General features: G+C 44.4%; 17 protein-coding genes and 2 tRNA genes. 15 read left to right on the top strand and 4 right to left on the bottom strand.

The window, feature by feature from the left end:
* Window positions 1–222 precede the first annotated feature (222 nt).
* From ACFBZI_RS07135 to ACFBZI_RS07080, 12 genes are all read left to right on the top strand, one after another.
* Entirely contained in the window at window positions 223–711 is a 489-nt protein-coding gene (locus ACFBZI_RS07135) for a glutathione peroxidase (protein ID WP_375715692.1), read from the top strand.
* Between the two features lie 286 nt (window positions 712–997).
* Window positions 998–1,073: transfer RNA gene (locus ACFBZI_RS07130), tRNA-Val, on the top strand.
* 5 nt (window positions 1,074–1,078) lie between these two features.
* A tRNA-Asp gene (locus ACFBZI_RS07125) sits at window positions 1,079–1,155 on the top strand.
* 261 nt (window positions 1,156–1,416) lie between these two features.
* Window positions 1,417–2,907, top strand: coding sequence for a 30S ribosomal protein S12 methylthiotransferase RimO (gene rimO / locus ACFBZI_RS07120; RefSeq protein WP_375715691.1), 1,491 nt, complete (start codon window positions 1,417–1,419; stop codon window positions 2,905–2,907).
* Between the two features lie 272 nt (window positions 2,908–3,179).
* On the top strand, window positions 3,180–4,376 hold the full coding sequence (locus tag ACFBZI_RS07115; protein WP_375715690.1) for a sugar transporter: 1,197 nt from the start codon (window positions 3,180–3,182) through the stop codon (window positions 4,374–4,376).
* An 88-nt stretch (window positions 4,377–4,464) separates the two neighbouring features.
* Window positions 4,465–5,214, top strand: coding sequence for a YebC/PmpR family DNA-binding transcriptional regulator (locus tag ACFBZI_RS07110; RefSeq protein ID WP_375715689.1), 750 nt, complete (start codon window positions 4,465–4,467; stop codon window positions 5,212–5,214).
* A gap of 112 nt (window positions 5,215–5,326) precedes the next feature.
* Window positions 5,327–5,872 (top strand): hypothetical protein, encoded by a 546-nt coding sequence (locus ACFBZI_RS07105; protein ID WP_375715688.1) that lies wholly within the window; start codon window positions 5,327–5,329, stop codon window positions 5,870–5,872.
* Between the two features lie 18 nt (window positions 5,873–5,890).
* A complete protein-coding gene (gene ilvA, locus ACFBZI_RS07100) occupies window positions 5,891–7,432 on the top strand; it encodes a threonine ammonia-lyase, biosynthetic (RefSeq protein WP_375715687.1) in 1,542 nt (513 codons plus the stop codon).
* Between the two features lie 38 nt (window positions 7,433–7,470).
* Window positions 7,471–7,875 (top strand): Hsp15 family ribosome-associated heat shock protein, encoded by a 405-nt coding sequence (locus tag ACFBZI_RS07095; protein ID WP_375715686.1) that lies wholly within the window; start codon window positions 7,471–7,473, stop codon window positions 7,873–7,875.
* A 680-nt stretch (window positions 7,876–8,555) separates the two neighbouring features.
* On the top strand, window positions 8,556–10,004 hold the full coding sequence (locus tag ACFBZI_RS07090) for an oligopeptide:H+ symporter (RefSeq protein ID WP_375715685.1): 1,449 nt from the start codon (window positions 8,556–8,558) through the stop codon (window positions 10,002–10,004).
* A 78-nt stretch (window positions 10,005–10,082) separates the two neighbouring features.
* The gene (locus ACFBZI_RS07085; protein ID WP_375715684.1) at window positions 10,083–10,523 is read left to right on the top strand and encodes a nuclear transport factor 2 family protein; all 441 of its coding nucleotides are present in this window, start codon (window positions 10,083–10,085) and stop codon (window positions 10,521–10,523) included.
* A 250-nt stretch (window positions 10,524–10,773) separates the two neighbouring features.
* A complete protein-coding gene (locus ACFBZI_RS07080; protein WP_375715683.1) occupies window positions 10,774–12,561 on the top strand; it encodes an aminopeptidase P family protein in 1,788 nt (595 codons plus the stop codon).
* 165 nt (window positions 12,562–12,726) lie between these two features.
* On the opposite strand, the gene ACFBZI_RS07075 is transcribed toward ACFBZI_RS07080, so the two are convergent.
* Complete coding sequence (locus tag ACFBZI_RS07075) at window positions 12,727–13,251, bottom strand: DUF1643 domain-containing protein (RefSeq protein ID WP_375715682.1); 525 nt, start codon at window positions 13,249–13,251, stop codon at window positions 12,727–12,729.
* A gap of 262 nt (window positions 13,252–13,513) precedes the next feature.
* A complete protein-coding gene (locus ACFBZI_RS07070; protein ID WP_375715681.1) occupies window positions 13,514–13,951 on the bottom strand; it encodes a MarR family winged helix-turn-helix transcriptional regulator in 438 nt (145 codons plus the stop codon).
* Between the two features lie 156 nt (window positions 13,952–14,107).
* On the opposite strand from ACFBZI_RS07070, the gene ACFBZI_RS07065 reads away from it, so the two are divergent.
* Window positions 14,108–14,554 (top strand): hypothetical protein, encoded by a 447-nt coding sequence (locus ACFBZI_RS07065; protein ID WP_375715680.1) that lies wholly within the window; start codon window positions 14,108–14,110, stop codon window positions 14,552–14,554.
* Between the two features lie 333 nt (window positions 14,555–14,887).
* Here the strand turns inward: ACFBZI_RS07065 and ACFBZI_RS07060 are convergent, their stop codons facing one another.
* Window positions 14,888–15,757 carry a LysR family transcriptional regulator gene (locus tag ACFBZI_RS07060; RefSeq protein ID WP_375715679.1) on the bottom strand — a complete coding sequence of 290 codons (870 nt, stop codon included), beginning with the start codon at window positions 15,755–15,757 and terminating at the stop codon, window positions 14,888–14,890.
* A 106-nt stretch (window positions 15,758–15,863) separates the two neighbouring features.
* On the opposite strand from ACFBZI_RS07060, the gene ACFBZI_RS07055 reads away from it, so the two are divergent.
* Window positions 15,864–16,766 (top strand): alpha/beta hydrolase, encoded by a 903-nt coding sequence (locus ACFBZI_RS07055; protein WP_375715678.1) that lies wholly within the window; start codon window positions 15,864–15,866, stop codon window positions 16,764–16,766.
* A 49-nt stretch (window positions 16,767–16,815) separates the two neighbouring features.
* On the opposite strand, the gene ACFBZI_RS07050 is transcribed toward ACFBZI_RS07055, so the two are convergent.
* Window positions 16,816–17,376 (bottom strand): TetR/AcrR family transcriptional regulator, encoded by a 561-nt coding sequence (locus ACFBZI_RS07050; protein WP_375715677.1) that lies wholly within the window; start codon window positions 17,374–17,376, stop codon window positions 16,816–16,818.
* A gap of 158 nt (window positions 17,377–17,534) precedes the next feature.
* Between ACFBZI_RS07050 and ACFBZI_RS07045 the strand changes: the two genes are divergently transcribed.
* Window positions 17,535–17,837 (top strand): NIPSNAP family protein, encoded by a 303-nt coding sequence (locus ACFBZI_RS07045; protein ID WP_375715676.1) that lies wholly within the window; start codon window positions 17,535–17,537, stop codon window positions 17,835–17,837.
* Window positions 17,838–17,864 lie beyond the last annotated feature (27 nt).

Below are 17,864 nucleotides of genomic sequence, written 5' to 3'. Positions count from 1 at the left end.
ATGATTTGTTTTATCAAATTTTGCATTGATTTTTGTTAATAAAATAAAAACCAACTGGTCGGTTTATTAAAATGATGGCGAATTGTGAAATTTTTTAGGCGTTTTTTGGGAAATTTGGGCTGTTTTTAAAAGTTTGACAATAAAAATATATCTTGTCGCCCAAAATGCCTTATACTACCTATCATTTCTATCATTTGTACGATTTATCAAAAAAGGTGATTTATGGCTAGCATTTATGATTTTTCTGCACAAGATTTGTTCGGCAAGTGCATTGATTTTACTCAATTTCAAGGCAAAGTACTGCTGATTGTCAATACCGCCAGCCAATGCGGTTTTACACCGCAATTTGCAGGCTTACAGGCACTGCACGATGCCTATCACGAGCAAGGCTTGGTGGTGATTGGCTTTCCATGCAATCAATTTGGCAAGCAAGAACCTAATGACGGCGTAGCGATTGGTGAATTTTGCCAACGCAATTATGGCGTGTCGTTTTTGATGATGGATAAAATCGATGTCAATGGCGAATCTGTTCACCCAATTTTTGATTGGTTAAAAACCGAGCAAGGCGGACTGTTTGGCGATAACATCAAATGGAATTTTACCAAATTTTTGATTAATCGCCATGGAAAGGTAATTAATCGCTACGCCCCCATCACCAAACCTGCCGCCATTGCCAAAGACATTGAGCAGGCATTAAGCCAAGATATTTGACAGGTTTATTGGTTTTGGCTGATACTTAAAGTTAGTGGGCGGATTTTATTATCAAAATACGCCAAAAACCCACCAAAAAAACTTATTATATATCAATAACTTACAAACTTTATCAAAAATATCGCATTTTTTTTGATAAAAACATTTGACACTGGTGGGAAATTCTATATAATACGCACCACAACGAACGAACACAGCAACACAAACTGATGTTAAGTGATTGACTGTAAGTAGTTTAGAAACTTAAAATGTGATACCTTGACACCGTATCAAACAAAACATTTTAGGGTGGTTAGCTCAGTTGGTAGAGCATCTGCCTTACAAGCAGAGGGTCAGCGGTTCGATCCCGTTACCACCCACCACTTTAGCAGCGGTAGTTCAGTTGGTTAGAATACCGGCCTGTCACGCCGGGGGTCGCGGGTTCGAGTCCCGTCCGCTGCGCCATTTTTAGTGTAGCTTGTTTAAGCTTATCACTTTCTCCCCAAGTCTCCCCTGGCTTGGGGATTTTTTCTTGGGTGGTTTTTGTCAGTGCGTGAACAATGTGTAAAATTTGGCAAATATGCTAAATGCACAAAGTATGCTAAAATAACCACCCATTTTGCCAAATGACAAAAAGCAAATTGCAAAAATTGCAACAAGCATATAAAGCCAAAGCGTTTAAAATTTGGCAAAACCTTGAATAGCCACGAGCCAGACGAGTCCATTATGTCAAGCCCCATCGTATTTGATCCCAAAGCTGCCAATCAGCCTGCTTATCATCACAAAGCCAATCACAACCAAAACCGCAGCATCGAACAAACCGCCAGCAGCAGCCCTATTGCTGGACAAAATCACGCCCCAAAAATCGGCTTTGTGTCTTTGGGCTGTCCAAAAGCGTTGGTGGATAGCGAACGCATCATCACCGAGCTGACCAAAGAAGGCTATCAGGTCGCCAACAACTATGACGGTGCGGACTTGGTCGTGGTTAATACTTGCGGCTTTATCGAATCGGCGGTGCAAGAGTCTTTGGACGCCATCGGTGAAGCGATTAACCAAAACGGCAAGGTCATCGTTACAGGCTGTTTGGGCAAAGATGCCGAAAAAATCCGTACCATGCACCCTGCGGTGCTGGCGGTAACTGGGGCTCACGCTTATGAAGAAGTGGTCTCGGCAGTTACGCATCATGTGCCAAAACCTACCAAATCAAAGACTTATGATCCCAAAATCGATCTCATCAGCGACGCTGGCATCAAGCTGACCCCCAAGCATTACGCCTATCTAAAAATCTCCGAAGGCTGTAACCATCGCTGTACTTTTTGTATCATTCCATCGCTGCGTGGTGATTTGGTCAGTCGCCCCATCGATAGCGTGATGAAAGAAGCACTGGCACTCAAAAAATCAGGCGTCAAAGAGCTTTTGGTCATCTCACAGGACACTTCTGCCTATGGTGTGGATCTGAAATACAAAACGGTTTTTTGGGACGGTCAGCCACTAAAATCCAAGTTTTTTGATATGTGCGAAGCGATGGCACAGCTTGGCATTTGGGTGCGTTTGCATTATGTTTATCCTTATCCGCATGTTGATGCTGTGGTGCAGATTATGGCGGACAGCATGGCAAAATCAGGCGGCATGGGCGGTTTGTTGCCGTATTTGGACATTCCTTTTCAACATGCCAGCCCAAGCGTACTAAAAGCAATGAAACGCCCTGCCATGAGCGAAAACACCCTAGAGCGTATCCAAGCATGGCGTGCCATCTGCCCTGATATTGTGATTCGCTCAACTTTTGTGGTCGGTTTCCCCGGTGAGACCGAAGCGGATTTTGAATATCTGCTGGACTGGCTAAAACAAGCTCGCCTTGACCGTGTCGGCTGCTTTACTTATTCAGAAGTTGAAGGGGCAGCTGCCAATGATTTGCCAAACCCTGTCCCTGAAGCCATCAAACAACAACGCTACGAGCGGCTGATGGCACTCCAACAAGCCATCAGTGCCGAAAAACTTGCCGAAAAAGTCGGCAAACGCCTTGTGGTTTTGGTTGATGAGATTGACACAGAAGAAAACATCGCCATCTGCCGCAGCTATGCCGATGCCCCTGAGATTGACGGTCATGTCTATGTTGATAACATTGATGACACGGTCAAAGCTGGCGATATGCTAACCGTCGTCATCGATGAAGCCAGCGATTATGATTTGTTTGCCAGTTTTGACTCAGCTCAATGATGATTGTTATTAAATGATGTTTAATGCAATTATGAATATGGCAATTTATCGAAATGTTAAAATAAGCGGCTGACTTTCGCCGTTTTGTCGCCCCATCTGGCAACGATGGGGTTTTGTTTTTCGATGCTTTTTTTGTTGATATTTTTATTAATATTAATAATTAAGTTTATTAAATTTAATTTTAATGTATTCAGACCAGCTTGATGATTTTTATCATTCAAGTTTAAATCATTTAATACAATCAAAATACGCCACAAAAACAACCATCAATTATGCAAAATCATCACAATTCCACCGACAACGCCCAAGCATCAAGCCAAAAAAGCCTGCTGCCTGTCATTATTTTGGCATTGGCGGCGTTTATTTTTAATACCACCGAATTTATCCCCATCGCTTTATTGACCGACATTGGGCATAGTTTTGGCATGACTGCCGATGCCGCAGGCGTGATGATGACCATTTATGCGTGGATTGTGGCGGTGCTGTCCTTGCCGATGATGCTACTGACGGCAAATATCGAGCGTAAAAAGCTGCTGCTCGTGATTTTTGGCTTATTTATCATCAGTCATGGCATATCTTATCTTGCCGACAGCTTTGGTATGTTGCTGTTTAGTCGTGCGTTAATTGCCATTTGTCATGCGATATTTTGGTCGATTACCGCAAGTCTTGCCGTGCGTCTTGCCCCTGCTGGTAAACAAACCAAGGCATTGGGGCTGCTCTCCACAGGCAGTGCCTTGGCCACGGTGCTTGGCTTACCACTAGGTAGGCTTTTGGGTCAGGCCTTGGGTTGGCAAAGCAGCTTTGGGGTGATTGGCATCACAGGGCTTATCATCATGCTGCTACTGGCTTATCTGCTACCGACTTTACCTGCCAAAAACTCTGGTAATCTGTCCAGCCTGCCAAGCATTTTACAAAACAAGCCGCTACTTGGCGTGTATTTAATGATTGTGCTGACGGTAACGGCACATTTTACTGCTTACAGTTATATTGAGCCGTTTATCCTGCACATCACTGATTTTGGGGCAGTGTTTGCCACAATCGCCCTGCTGATTTTTGGGATAGCAGGTATTATTGCCAGTATTTTGTTCGGTCGTTATTATGAAAAATTGGCGGACAAATTCATCGCTGCAGGCTTTGTTGGTCTGATTACCGCCTTGGGGCTGCTACTTGCTGTGAGTCAATTTTTTGGCATCTGGACGCTGCTGATTGTCATTTGGGGCGTGGCGTTTACGGCGTTGGCGTTATCATTACAAATTCGTGTGCTAAAACTGGCACCGCACGCCACCGATGTCGCCATGTCGATTTTTTCTGGGATTTTTAATATCGGCATTGGTGGTGGTGCGATGATTGGCGGCCTAAGCCTTGCTTATTTTGGACTGCCTGCCATCGGCTATGTCGGCATGGCAATTGCTGTGCTGGCGTTGGCGGCTTTTGTGATTTTTCGCCAAAAAACCCCACAAAAGCCATAAAGCAAATTTGGCAAAACACCCAAAAACTTGTATAATAAAGGGCTTAATTTTATTTTTTGAATTTTTATTTAATATTAAGGTAGAGTCTATGGCAGGTCATAGTAAATGGGCGAATATCAAACATCGCAAAGCCAAACAAGATGCCGCAAAAGGCAAAATTTTTACCAAAATTATCCGTGAAATCGTCTCGGCAGCCAAATCTGGCGATCCAGACCCTGCCAATAACCCACGCCTGCGTGCTATCCTAGAAAAAGCCAACGCTGCCAACATGACCAAAGATGTCATCAAGCGTGCCATTGAGCGTGGTGCTGGTGGCGGCGATAACGACAACATGGAAGAAATCACCTACGAAGGCTACGGCATCGGCGGTGTTGCGGTGATTGTTGAGACCATGACTGACAATGTCAATCGCACCGTTGGCGAAGTGCGTCACGCCTTTAGCAAAAACGGCGGCAACTTAGGCACTTCAGGCTCGGTGGCATATCTGTTTACCAAGCGTGGCGAAATCGTGTTTAACGATCTAAGCCTAGAAGATAGCGTGATGGAAATCGCCCTAGAAGCTGGTGCTGATGATATCGAAAATGACGGCGAAAGTCTGCTGGTCATCACATCGCCTGCTGAGTTTGGTGCGGTGGTCGATGCCCTAACCGCTGCCAATTTGACCCCTGACAGCATGGAAGTAACCATGTCGCCAAGCACCACGGCAGACATTGACAATATCGAAGATGCCCAAAAAGTGCTAAAAATGATTGATATGCTTGAAGATTTGGACGATGTCCAAGAAGTGTACACCAATGTCAATTTTAGCGACGAAGTGATGCGTGAGCTTGATGCGTGATTTTATGATTTGGCTATTGTGATGCAATAGCCAAATTTTTTATGATAACAGTTATCCAAACAGTTTAAAACAACCACCAAACATATCCCTATTTTGCCAAAAGGTAGATGTTATGAAAATTCTTGGTTTATTATTTGCAGCCATCTTAGGCTTAAGTAGCCTGTCAGCTCATGCCAAAACGCTTGCAGGCTATAGTTTTGAAAATTACCCTGCCAAAATCTATCAAGGCAAAAAGTCCGCCTTGCAACTTGGCGACTGGAAAATGTTCCGCACCAGATTAAGAGAAACGCATAAAGATGGTCAAATTGACTTTGCGGGTAATTATATGGTCAGTATATGGGGCTGCGGGGCAGGCTGCGTCACAGGTGCGATGATTGACAAACGCACGGGCAAAGTCTATGGCTTGCCGATTGGTGAAATTGAATCCGATGATGGCGTGACACCCTATGATTTATCTTGCTACCCACTTGATAATGATAGCGTGGTATTTTATCCAAACAGCCGACTATTTATCAGTCGAAACTGCGACCAAGACGAGCCGATTGGCAATCAAGCCAAACAACATATCACGCATTTTGTCTTTGTTTGGGACGAAAAAACCAAAACCTTTAAGCAAATCAAAAAAGTCAAAAGCACCCAAACCGTTTTTGTCGAATAACCACAACAAGGAAACACCATGCTTACCACCCATGTCCGAGCCATTTTGCAAGCCACCGTCTATGATGTCGCCATTCGCACGCCGCTTGATAAGGCGGACAAATTATCACGCAAATTTGGCAATGACATTCGCCTAAAACGAGAAGATTTGCAGCCTGTTTTTAGCTTTAAATTGCGTGGTGCGTACAATAAAATCAGCCAATTATCTGCCGAACAAAAAGCCAAAGGCATCATCTGTGCATCTGCTGGCAACCACGCCCAAGGGGTGGCATATTCGGCAAATCGCCTAAATCTTAATAACTTAATCGTCATGCCCAAGACCACACCAGACATCAAAGTGCAAGCAGTCAAGGCATTTGGCGGTACGGTTCATTTGCATGGTGATAGCTTTGACGAAGCCAACCGCTTTGCCATGGCAAAAGCAGAAACGGACGGCATGACCTACATTGCTCCTTATGATGATGAGCTGGTCATCGCAGGACAAGGCACGGTAGCACTGGAGCTGTCGCAAGATTGGCGTGAGATGGAATATGTCTTTGTGCCAGTCGGTGGTGGTGGTTTGGTGGCTGGTGTGGCGGCGTTTTTGGGTGAAGTTGCTCCACATGTCAAAGTGATTGCGGTCGAATCTGAAGGGGCTGCCTGCCTACAAAAAGCCCTGCAAGACAACGCACGCACTCGCCTGCCGCAAGTTTCGCTATTTGCCGATGGCGTGGCGGTCGCCCAAATCGGACAAATCCCTTTTGATATTGCCAATTTGACCAAATCCAACGGACAAGGCAAAGTGATTGATGATGTCATCACTTGTAATAACGATGAAATCTGTGCATCGGTCAAGGATATCTTTGAAGAAAACCGCCACATCGTTGAGCCGTCTGGAGCATTGGCGTTGGCTGGGCTAAAAAAATACATTAAAATTCATAATCTTAGCAACAAAAACTGCGTCGCCATCGTTTCAGGGGCGAATATGAATTTTGACCGTCTGCGTTATATTGCCGAACGCACCGAGATTGGCGAATCCAAAGAAGCGGTTTTTGCGGTGAGCATTCCTGAGCAAACAGGGGCGTTTTTGGAATTTTGTCGCACGCTACAAGGCCGCAACATCACCGAATTCAACTACCGTGCCGACACCAGCAATCCTGATGCACCAGCCCATATCTTTGTCGGTATCGGCCTAAAAGACGGTCAAAAAGAACGCTCGGTGCTGATGAATCTGCTCAATGATGGCAACTACACCACCCATGATTTGACCGATGATGAAGCTGCCAAAACCCATATCCGCTATCTCATCGGCGGTCATGCTGGTATCGCTGATGAAGCTTTATTCCGAGTGGTTTTCCCAGAGCGTCCGGGGGCGTTGTTAAATTTCTTAGAAAAGCTGGGGCAGGATTTTAACATCACGCTGTTTCACTATCGTAATCACGGTGCTGCCGAAGGGCGGATTTTGGTGGGATTGCAAGCCAGTAAAGGCAGCAGCCGCCAGATTCTTGATGCCTTGACCGACATCGGCTACGAATGCGAAAGCCTGACCGATAATGTCGGCTATCAGTTGTTTTTAAAATAAATGACTGATTGTTAAAAATTTTACACGGTTGAACGATTATGAGCCAAAACACCGAATTGTCCAAAGTGCGTGCCGATAAATGGCTGTGGGCAGCAAGATTTTTTCGCACCAGAAGTCTTGCCAAAGAAGCCATCGAATCTGGCAAAGTCCACATGAACGGCAGCAAAATCAAGGTCAGCCGTGAGCTACAAGTTGGCGATACCCTAACCGTCCGCCAAGGTCATGCCACACGACTTGAAGAAAAAACCATCATCATCACCGCACTGTCCGATAATCGTGGCAGTGCAACCATTGCCGCCACGCTGTACCAAGAAACTGCCGAAAGTCAAGCTCGGCGTGAGTTTATGGCAGAGCAACGAAAGCTGATGAATCTGGCTCGCCCTGACACCAAGCCTGACAAAAAACAACGCCGTGAGTTAAGTAAATTTAAAAATCAATGGTGATGGTATTTGAAAATACCCACCAAGTGATTTTATTTTAGATGACAATCTACACCAGTTCTTTTGTTTTTGCTTTTTATGTGTTGAATTTTAAAAAAAATTCTCCGCATCTGTTTAGGTGACGGACTGCTTATCCACCATACATCAAGAATTTCAATGCTTTTTTTAATTTTTTTTGGCAAAAAATTAAAAAAAATCGATCTCAAAACCTGCACGAACCAAAGAAAAGATTTGAAATTTTTATCAAAATCCAGTAATCTAAAGCCACAAATATGCATTGTGTTATTTTTGTACAAAGCGGTGCAATGGCTGATTTGCCTTGCCCACCTTGATTTGACGATTTGATTTCATGATTAAAATTGTCATTTGGTTTATTTTTATAAACCGCATTTTTTTGTTTTGTTTTATTTGTTCATAAAGGATTGATTGCGTTGATGTGAATGATTTTTTGGGGTGATGCGGTCGATGTTGCCAAGCCAGTCAATTGGCAACCAAAACAACAACCTTGACCGCATGAGTTTTTTATTAAATTAATAAAATATTTTTGTATAATTAAAATATTCATACAACATACAGGCACAGTTACCGATACGATTTGTTATCAAAACTAACAGATTATTTATCATTTGCCCGCCCTGCTTGGTCATTGGTATCACTCATTCAAATACCAAAAGGAGAAACCCATGTCAAATTCCGTTTCCGAAAAACGCTTTTTCGGGCATCCGCTGGCGTTATCCACGCTGTTTCATATCGAATTGTGGGAACGCTTTTCGTTTTATGGCATGCAGGGGATTTTGCTGATTTACCTGTATTACACGGTCGATAAAGGCGGTTTGGGCATTGACCAGTCGCTGGCGGGCGGTATTGTCGGTGCGTATGGCGGCAGCGTGTATTTATCGACCATTTTTGGGGCGTGGCTTGCCGACCGTGTTTGGGGATCTGAAAAGACGCTGCTGTTTTCGGGCATGGTGGTGATGCTTGGGCATTTGGCGTTGGCGTTTTTGCCAGGCGTTTATGGGCTGCTGGCGGGCTTGGTGCTGGTGGCACTGGGCAGCGGCGGCGTGAAGGCGACTGCCAGTGCGATGGTCGGCTCTTTGTACGAAACGCCTGATATGAAGCCTTTGCGTGATGCTGGGTTTTCGATTTTTTATATTGCGATTAATATCGGCGGCTTTTTGGGGCCGTTATTGACTGGCGTGTTACAAGAACAATACGGCTTTCATTACGGCTTTGGCGTGGCGGCAATCGGTATGGCGTTTGGCTTGTGGCGTTATTTGAGCGGCCGCAGCAAATTGCCGGCCAGCACCGTGCCAAATCCGCTCAAGCCAAACCAAGGCAAAGTGGCGTTGGCGGTGGTTGCCCTTGGTGTGGCGGCTTTGCTTGGTGTGATTAAGGCCGGCTGGCTGAACCTGCAAAACTTCTCGCAAGTGCTGCTGTATGTGGTGATTGCGGCGGTGGTGGTGTATTTTGTGCGTCTTTTGACTTCTGCCAAAGTGGCGGCACAAAACAAACGCTATATCATGGCGTATATTCCGCTGTTTTTGACCATCTGCCTGTTTTGGGCGGTGTGGTTTCAGGTGTACACGGTGGCGACGGTGTATTTTGATGAGATGATGGACCGCACCATCGCAGGCTTTACCATTCCAGTGTCTTGGAAAGATTCGCTGCAATCGATGTGGGTGATTTTATTTTCAGGGCTTTTGGCGACCATGTGGACAAAAATGGGCGACAAACAGCCAAAAACGCCACTAAAATTTGCCATCGCCATGCTGTTTGTCGGCGTGTCGTATTTGGGTTTTGTGCCGTTTGTGTCGGCAGGTACGGCAATGCCGCTGTGGATTTTTGCTTTGGTGATTTTGGGCATTACCATCGGTGAATTGTGCTTATCGCCAATTTCGCTGTCGCTTGCCACCAAAATTGCACCGCCGAATTTTAAGGCACAAATGGTGGCGTTGAACTTTTTGGCATTGTCCATCGGCTTTACTTTGGGCGGCGTGTTGTTCAAAAATTATTACCAAGCCGAGACCATCATTGAGTTTTGCCAATTATTATGCACCATCGGCGTGGCAAATGGCTTGATTTTGCTGCTGTTTGTACCGATATTAAACAAACTGCTCAAAGGGGCGGATTGATATAATCGATACCAATATATCAATTATATCAACAAATGTATCAATAAAAATACCGCCAAGCCGTCTGAAAACTATAATATGCAATTTCAGACGGCTTGCCATCACCCAAACAATCAGGATAACGCAGTGAATAAAAAAGACATTATCCGACAAGTTTTTACCGACATCATCGGCAGCAACCATGTGGACGAAACCGCCGTCCGCCAGCTGTTTGCCGCTGATTATGTGCAAAAAGTGGACGGCAAAACGCTGGATTTGGACGGCTTGATTGCTCATCTGCGCGCCCAAAAACAGCATATTCGCCACGCCCAAACCGAATTTATCACGCTGATTGCCGAAGGCGATACGGTGTTTAGCAATCACATTGTGCGTGCCGAAAAAACGGACGGTAAGCAAGTTGCGGTGCAGGTGCTTGCCCAGTTTAACTTTGATAAACAGGGCAAAATCCTGCTGTGTGATGAACTCACTCGCCTAATTCAAGGTGATGAAACGGATAAACAGCTTGGCTCGGTGCGATAATTTTAGTGTAAATTTCGGTGCAGCAATTTTAGTGTGATAATTTTCAGTGCAATAATTTTGGCGATTTGGCACATGGTTTGATAGCCATTATCCCAAACCGCCAAGCCGTCTGAAAATTGCCATGCACTTTTTCAGACGGCATTACCATTAAAACTTGTTCGATTTACTGTATTTAATTTTAATTCAAATGGGTTTAACACCTATCTCAACTTAACCGCAAATCAAACAAACCAACAAAAGGAATCATGTTATGAATGTAACTCAAAAACTCGCCGCTTTGCGTGAAGCGATGAAATCACAGGGTTTGGACGCTTGGATTGTGCCGTCTGCCGATCCGCATTTGTCCGAATATCTGCCTGAGCATTGGCAGGCCCGTGTGTATTTTTCAGGCTTTACCGGTTCGGTCGGCACGCTGGTGGTCACTGCCGACCAAGCCGGCTTGTGGGTGGACAGCCGCTATTGGGAGCAGGCAGCGGCACAGTTGGCTGGCAGCGGCATCGAATTGCAAAAACTGGGTAAAGTTGCTCCATTTAGCGATTGGCTGGCACAGGTTTTGCCACAAAATGCCACCGTCGGCGTGGCAGCCGATATGCTGGCTTTGAGCGATCAGCGTGAGCTTGAAGCGGTTTTTGCCGATAAAAATATCCGCCTAAACACCGAGCATGATTTGGCAGACGGCATTTGGCAAGACCGCCCAAGTTTGCCTAGCAGCGAGATTTATGTGCATGATGCGGCATTTGTGTCCGAAACTGCCACTTCCAAACTTGCCCGTGTGCGTGCAGCGATGGCCGAGCAACAAGCGGCTTGGCATTTGATTTCGTCATTGGACGACATTGCTTGGCTGACCAACCTGCGTGGCGATGATGTGTCGTACAATCCGGTGTTTTTGTCGCATTTATTGATTGGCGAGCAAACAGCGACTTTGTTTGTCGATGAAAGCAAACTCAACGCTGACGCCAAAACCGCCCTGCAAGCTGCCGCCATCGATGTCGCCCCTTATGATAAGATCGCTCAAGCCGTGGGCGAGATTTCAGACGGCCTGCTCATCAATCCCAACAAAACCGCCGTCAGCACCTTGGCACAGCTGCCAAGCGGCGTGCAACTAATCGAAAGCATCAACCCAAGCACCCTGTTCAAATCCGTCAAAAGCGATGCCGATTTGGCACATGTCCGTGAAGCCATGCGTCAAGACGGTGCGGCATTGTGCGGATTTTTTGCCGAATTTGAACGCAATTTGGCAAACGGCACGGCCATGAACGAGCTGGACATCGACACCATGCTGCACGCCCACCGCAGCCGTCGCCCAAATTTTGTGTCGCTCAGTTTTAACACCATCGCCGGCTACAACGCCAACGGTGCTTTGCCGCACTATTCGGCAACGCCTGAAGCCTTTAGCCAAATCAGCGGCAACGGCCTGCTGCTTATCGACTCAGGTGCACAATACTTGGGCGGTACGACCGACATTACCCGTGTCGTGCCGGTCGGCGACATCAGCGATGAACAAAAACGAGATTACACCTTGGTGCTAAAAGCCCATATCGCCCTAGCCGAGACCGTTTTCCCAGAAAACATCAGCTCGCCAGTTCTTGATGCCATCTGCCGCAAACCCTTATGGCAGGCACAATGCGAATACGGCCACGGCACAGGCCACGGCGTGGGCTACTTTATGAATGTCCACGAAGGCCCACAGGTCATCGCTTACCAAGCCAAGCCAAACCCAAACCACGCCATGAAAATCGGCATGATTACTTCCAATGAGCCGGGGCTGTACCGCAGCGGCAAATGGGGTATCCGCATCGAAAACTTGGTCGCCAACCGAGCGGTCGAAAACCCACAAGAGACCGATTTCGGCAAATTCCTATACTTTGAAACCCTAACCCTTTGCCCAATCGACACTCGTCCGATTGACAAAGCGTTGATGACCGCAGAAGAAACCGCATGGCTCAACGCCTACCACGCCAAAGTCCGTGAAGAGCTGCTGCCGCTGGTAGACGGCGAAGCCAAAGACTGGCTGCTGCTACGAACCGAAGCGATTTGATGGCGTGATGGTTTAATCGTTTAACGGTTTTATTGTTTTGGAAAATAGATGCCGTCTGGAAAGGGGTTTTCAGACGGCATTTCTGCAGAAAGTTTAGCAAATTTTGATCATTTGTAAGAATAAGTAGATTGTGGCGTAATAGCCAAATTTTTAAGAGCTGTTCATCTATCGCACATAATCTGCCATATTCATTTCTTGCAATTGCAACCCATAGCCAGCGTATAAAGGATGTCTAGGTTGTCCGCATTTTAACATATCACCAATTCTTAACCATTTGATTTGTGTCTGACTTGCTGACAATGTCTCGTAGATTTGCTGCATACATTCTTGTAAATACTTTCTGGCGTAAAATAAACCGCCCCACGCCAATAGAATATCAGCTTGTTTTTGCGATGTAATAATTTCTTCAACAATTGCAATATTTTTTGACACGATGTCTTTATCACTCTCATCAGAAAGATCGTTAGGATTGGTTGCTCTTTGCGGATACAAATTAAACATAACGAAACTGTCATATCCATTTTGTTCGGCAAAACCCATAACTTTTTTAATAGTTGGGTCTGGCTGTTTATCATCCGCCGTGCTTGGGTTTATACCAAAAACAAATAATGTTTTTTTAGACACACTACCCAATGCAAAACGATGATGATTTAACTCATCTGTTTTATAAATATCAATTTGGTAATCCATCAGTTAACTCCTCATTGCTAGTTGAGTGATTATTCATCAAAATCAATGATATATATTATCTTATGATAAAAATAATTGCTATATTTTTTTGAGTTTTTGGATATTCTTTTTACAAAAAAGAGCGGTCAATTTTTTTGTTTTAATAGTTTGACTGTGCAAAGTATGCACATAGCACAATATTTATTTAGATGCTTGCAATATTGAGTTGCAGCTTTTAAAACCTAACTCAAGCCACCAAGTCATCTAACTTATTCGTGTTTTTCTAGTTTTTATCAATCATCTTTTTCTGCTGTACCACAACTTTACCCATCATTGCCAAAAACGCCGTTTGCTCTTTGGGAGATAATACCGACAGTGCTTCATGGTTGATAGCTTGGGCGATTTGGGTCGCTTGAGTTTGCAAGGCTTTGGCGGTATCGCTCAAAAAAATCAAACGGCTGCGAGCATCATTTGGGTTGTCTTGTCGCACAATCAAGCCATCTCGTTCCATTCTGGACAGCGTATTGGCAATGGTTGCTTGTTTTAAATCAGCAATTTCAACCAGCTCTTGCTGGCTTAATCCATCTTGCTCCCACAAGGTCAGCAAAATCGGAAATTGGGCAGGGCTGATGCCCAACGGTTTCAATCCATCATTTAGCAAAATGGCAAATTGGCGAGCGATATGGTTCATCAAATAGCCTGCCGAATGTAATCGTTTCATGAAAATCTCTTGGTTTATGAACTGGTTAGAAAGCCATTTAATCAAAAAATAAAAAACATAGCTTGCTATTTATATACATAGCATGCTATACTAATTTTAGTTCAATAGCTTAGCTTGCTATCTATTTTAACCAATTTGATTAAATAAGGAAACACTATGACACGCGCACATTTACGCCAACTGCATTTAGCCGCTAGCCGTACCGCTTTTTTATGTATTGCCGTCTTTTGGGCAAGCACTCTGATAAGCGAGCTATTTTTGCCATTGCCTGCGGTAATTTGGGTTAAAAATGCCATTGCTTACGGTGTGTTTTTGCTGATGACGGCAATGGCAATCACGGGGGCAACAGGCTTTAAAATGGGTGGAAAATCTAGGCATCAAAACATTGTGGCTAAGAAAAAACGAATGCCATTGATAGTTTTAAACGGACTATTTGTTTTATTGCCCTGTGCGTTTTATTTGTGTCATAAGGCGAATTTGGCACAATTTGACCATCTGTTTTATGCAGTGCAAGGCGTGGAGCTTGTGGCTGGATTGGCAAATTTGAGCCTAATGGCATTGTCTATGAAAGATGGTTTGGCAATAAGAAAACAAAAAGCATAAGCCCTATTAAATCACATTGCAAACGGTGCGTTTAAATTGCTTAGATGGCTTTTATATCAAGCAGATAAACGCTCGAAAATTGCAAATTTTTTTGCCATGCTGGGCAAAAGCAGAAAAGTAGCTTGGGTGAATAAGATGCAAGCATAATTCAGCATTTTTTTTGGACATCGGAAAATATTGGGTTGCGGCTTTGGAAAAGTCTAATTAAGGTTACGGCTTTTTTAATTAAAATGCCGTCTGGAAAGTGTTTTTCAGACGGCATTTTGCAGAAAATTTGAAAAATAAGACCGCTTGCACAAAAAGAGCGGTCGATTTTTTGAGAGTTTTTTACTTCTATTCCCCTTTCAAATACCCTTCACAAAATCCCAAAAAAGTCTTCACCACCGCCGACGGGTGGCGGTGGGCAGGATAAATGGCGTGGACAGGATAAGTCGTTGCAGGATAATCGTTTAACAGTTCCATCAAACCGAATTTTTCGACAAGTTCGCTTGCCATATAGTCAGGCAGCTGACAGATGGCGTGGGCGGTTTTGGCTTGGTGGGCGATGGCGTACACATCGTTAGAAGTAAAAATCGGCTCGATTTTGACCGCTTGATTGCCCAGTTCTAGCGTGGCAGTTTTTTGCCCGGCTCTTGCCCAGCAAGCAAAGGGAAGTGCGGCGAGATCTTCAGGCGTTTGCGGCGTGCCGTGTTTGGCGAGAAAATCAGGGTGGGCGAGCAACACCGATTTTAATTCCATTATTTTGCGAGCGATGACATTTTCGGTGCGTAAATCACCCATTCGAAATGCCACATCAATGCCGTCTTCAATCAAATCCAACACCCGATCCGTTGCCTGACAATGCACTTTGACTTGCGGATAAGCCGTCTGAAAAGCAACAATCGCCGCCCAAATCGGCTCGCAGGCGGACACCGTGGAAACTCGCAGATAACCGCTCAACGCCTGCTGGTCGCCGACAAAATCCTGCGTGGCTTGGGTTAAATTATCCAAACTCAAATAGACTTTTTCATACAGCTGCAAACCCAATGCGGTGGGTTTTACGCCAGTTTTGTAGCGGTCAAACAGCTGGGTACGCAGTGATTTTTCAAACTCGGCAATACGGCGGCTCACTGTCGCTACTGGCATTTCAAGCTGTTCGGCAGCTTTAGAAAAACTTTGGGCTTGGCAAACGGCGACGAATAATCGTAAGTTGTTTAAGTCCATTTTATCTTCTCACTTTTGCAAATTTGGTTATTATTTTACCATCTTCTCATCAAAATTTGAAAAGTTATAATATCGCCATAGCAACTTAATTTTACAAGGTGATACGATGAAACAATTCCTTAAAATCAGTTTACTTGCGGCAAGTCTTGCCCTGATAACCCCAATGGCGTGGGCGGATACGCATAGCACGCACACCATCAAAACCCAAGACGGTTTGAACTTGCAATTAAACAAAGATTATCCTGACAGCAAGCTCAAAGCGGTTTTGGTGATTTCACACGGTTTGGCGAGCCATTCGGGCGTGTTTGCCGATTTTGCCAAAACGATGAACGCCAACGGCATTGCGGTTTATCGTTTTGACCATCGCGGACACGGCAAATCGGACGGACGAGACAGTATTCACATCAAAAGTTATTTTGAAATGGTGGAAGATTTACGCCAAGTGGTGCAAAAAGCCAAAGCCAAAAACCCAGGCACGCCAGTATTCGTGCTGGGGCATAGTATGGGCGGACACATTGCGGCATTGTACGGCACCAAATACCCTGATGAGGCGAGCGGCTTTATTCTGGCGGCAGGCGTGTTGCGTTACAATCAGATGAATTTCGGCCATTTGCCACGCCCTGAGCCGAAAGACAGCTTTGTAAACGGCTTTGAAGTGGCTCACAAAACCTTAAATTTACCACTGCCTGAAACAGGAGCTGGCTTGTCGTTGCCGAACGATCCGTTAATGCTGGAGAAATTTTCTGTATCGTTCCCAAACAGCTTTAAAGAAGGCATTCAATACTTAAAAGACCACGATAACCAATTCACCGCCCCAGTGTTACTGGTCAGCGGCGATGCGGATCTGTATGTCGTGCCAAAAGATGCCATTGATTTTTATAACGAAGTTAATTCCAAAGACAAAAACCTGCGTCTTTACAACGGCTTAGGACATATGCTGATGCTTGAGCCAAAAGGCGATATTGTGGTAGATGATATTGTTCGGTTTATTGGCGATAGAGCGAAATAGAAATAGAAATGAAACACCGCTTGAGTTTGGGATTTGGGCGGTGTTTTTGTTATATGGTGGATAAATCAATCACTTGTTGCCAATGTTTTAACATTTCTTTGATTGGCACAGGTTGATTGCGAGAAAAATAATAACGAGATGACATCGCCATCATTGTGGCAAATAATTCGCCTTGATAATCCCAATCTTGCGGTTGGGTGGATGGGTATTTAGATTGGGCATAGCGAATAAATTTTTCTTTTAAAATAAAGAACATATCGTCGTATAAATGATGTCTTTTGGTTTTGATTGCCCATAATGCCAATAATTCATTGCGATAATCAAATAACTGAGCGGAAATCTCTAATAACTTGTTTAAACTCACATTTGTTGAAAAGCGTTCGTTCATCAACATTTCATAACGATGCCGAAAATCTTCAATCATCGCTCCAGCCAAAGCACTTTTACCTGAATAATACTTATAAAACGTATTGCGATTGACCAATGCCTTATCCAAAATATCTTGCACACTGATATTTTCGTAGGCATTTTCTTGTAGTAACGCAATAAAAGCTGTGCGTATCGCATTATGGGTTTTGATTACTCGCAAATCTTGTTTTTCAGACGGCATAACAATTTTACCTAAAACTATCTACTTATTGGGATAAAAAATAAAATTTGTATGAATAATAATATAAATGAATGGATTTTAACCGTTTCTCTTGATAGGGTAAAGCACTAAAATACACGCACTCAATAACGAGTCAACTTAAGAAGGAAAGTTTTTTTATGTATCAATTACGCATTTACACCCTAGACAGCGAACAAAGTGCCGATCTGTATTTTGAAAAAGTATGGAAAAATCATTTGGATTCTTTGCCAAAATTTGGCATTAAACCACTGAGTGTGTTTCGTGTGCAAGGCAAACCGCAGGTCGTGGCGATCGTCGATTATGGCGATAACGATCCTGTTCAAGCAGAAAAAGCCTATATGCAAAGCCCTGATATTTTGCAGGATTTTGAAGGTATTGTGCCTATTACGGCAGTGGTTTCAACAGAAACCCCGTTATTGCACGAAGCCGATTATATTTAATCCACGATTTGTATTGAAAACACCGCT

The sequence above is a fragment of the Moraxella marmotae genome (genome assembly GCF_042219885.1).
Taxonomy (GTDB): Bacteria; Pseudomonadota; Gammaproteobacteria; order Pseudomonadales; family Moraxellaceae; genus Moraxella; species Moraxella marmotae.
This window is presented reverse-complemented; position numbering and strand designations above follow the sequence as displayed.

What these genes read in the sequence shown, in the direction of transcription:
- ACFBZI_RS07050 (WP_375715677.1), bottom strand. Translation starts at nt 17,376, where the DNA reads ATGCCGTCTGAAAAACAAGATTTGCGAGTAATCAAAACCCATAATGCG.
- ACFBZI_RS07070 (WP_375715681.1), bottom strand. Translation starts at nt 13,951, where the DNA reads ATGAAACGATTACATTCGGCAGGCTATTTGATGAACCATATCGCTCGC.
- ACFBZI_RS07135 (WP_375715692.1), top strand. Translation starts at nt 223, where the DNA reads ATGGCTAGCATTTATGATTTTTCTGCACAAGATTTGTTCGGCAAGTGC.
- ACFBZI_RS07090 (WP_375715685.1), top strand. Translation starts at nt 8,556, where the DNA reads ATGTCAAATTCCGTTTCCGAAAAACGCTTTTTCGGGCATCCGCTGGCG.
- ACFBZI_RS07060 (WP_375715679.1), bottom strand. Translation starts at nt 15,757, where the DNA reads ATGGACTTAAACAACTTACGATTATTCGTCGCCGTTTGCCAAGCCCAA.
- ACFBZI_RS07110 (WP_375715689.1), top strand. Translation starts at nt 4,465, where the DNA reads ATGGCAGGTCATAGTAAATGGGCGAATATCAAACATCGCAAAGCCAAA.
- ACFBZI_RS07065 (WP_375715680.1), top strand. Translation starts at nt 14,108, where the DNA reads ATGACACGCGCACATTTACGCCAACTGCATTTAGCCGCTAGCCGTACC.
- ilvA (WP_375715687.1), top strand. Translation starts at nt 5,891, where the DNA reads ATGCTTACCACCCATGTCCGAGCCATTTTGCAAGCCACCGTCTATGAT.
- ACFBZI_RS07105 (WP_375715688.1), top strand. Translation starts at nt 5,327, where the DNA reads ATGAAAATTCTTGGTTTATTATTTGCAGCCATCTTAGGCTTAAGTAGC.
- ACFBZI_RS07085 (WP_375715684.1), top strand. Translation starts at nt 10,083, where the DNA reads ATGCAATTTCAGACGGCTTGCCATCACCCAAACAATCAGGATAACGCA.
- ACFBZI_RS07080 (WP_375715683.1), top strand. Translation starts at nt 10,774, where the DNA reads ATGAATGTAACTCAAAAACTCGCCGCTTTGCGTGAAGCGATGAAATCA.
- ACFBZI_RS07045 (WP_375715676.1), top strand. Translation starts at nt 17,535, where the DNA reads ATGTATCAATTACGCATTTACACCCTAGACAGCGAACAAAGTGCCGAT.
- ACFBZI_RS07055 (WP_375715678.1), top strand. Translation starts at nt 15,864, where the DNA reads ATGAAACAATTCCTTAAAATCAGTTTACTTGCGGCAAGTCTTGCCCTG.
- ACFBZI_RS07095 (WP_375715686.1), top strand. Translation starts at nt 7,471, where the DNA reads ATGAGCCAAAACACCGAATTGTCCAAAGTGCGTGCCGATAAATGGCTG.
- ACFBZI_RS07075 (WP_375715682.1), bottom strand. Translation starts at nt 13,251, where the DNA reads ATGGATTACCAAATTGATATTTATAAAACAGATGAGTTAAATCATCAT.
- ACFBZI_RS07115 (WP_375715690.1), top strand. Translation starts at nt 3,180, where the DNA reads ATGCAAAATCATCACAATTCCACCGACAACGCCCAAGCATCAAGCCAA.
- rimO (WP_375715691.1), top strand. Translation starts at nt 1,417, where the DNA reads ATGTCAAGCCCCATCGTATTTGATCCCAAAGCTGCCAATCAGCCTGCT.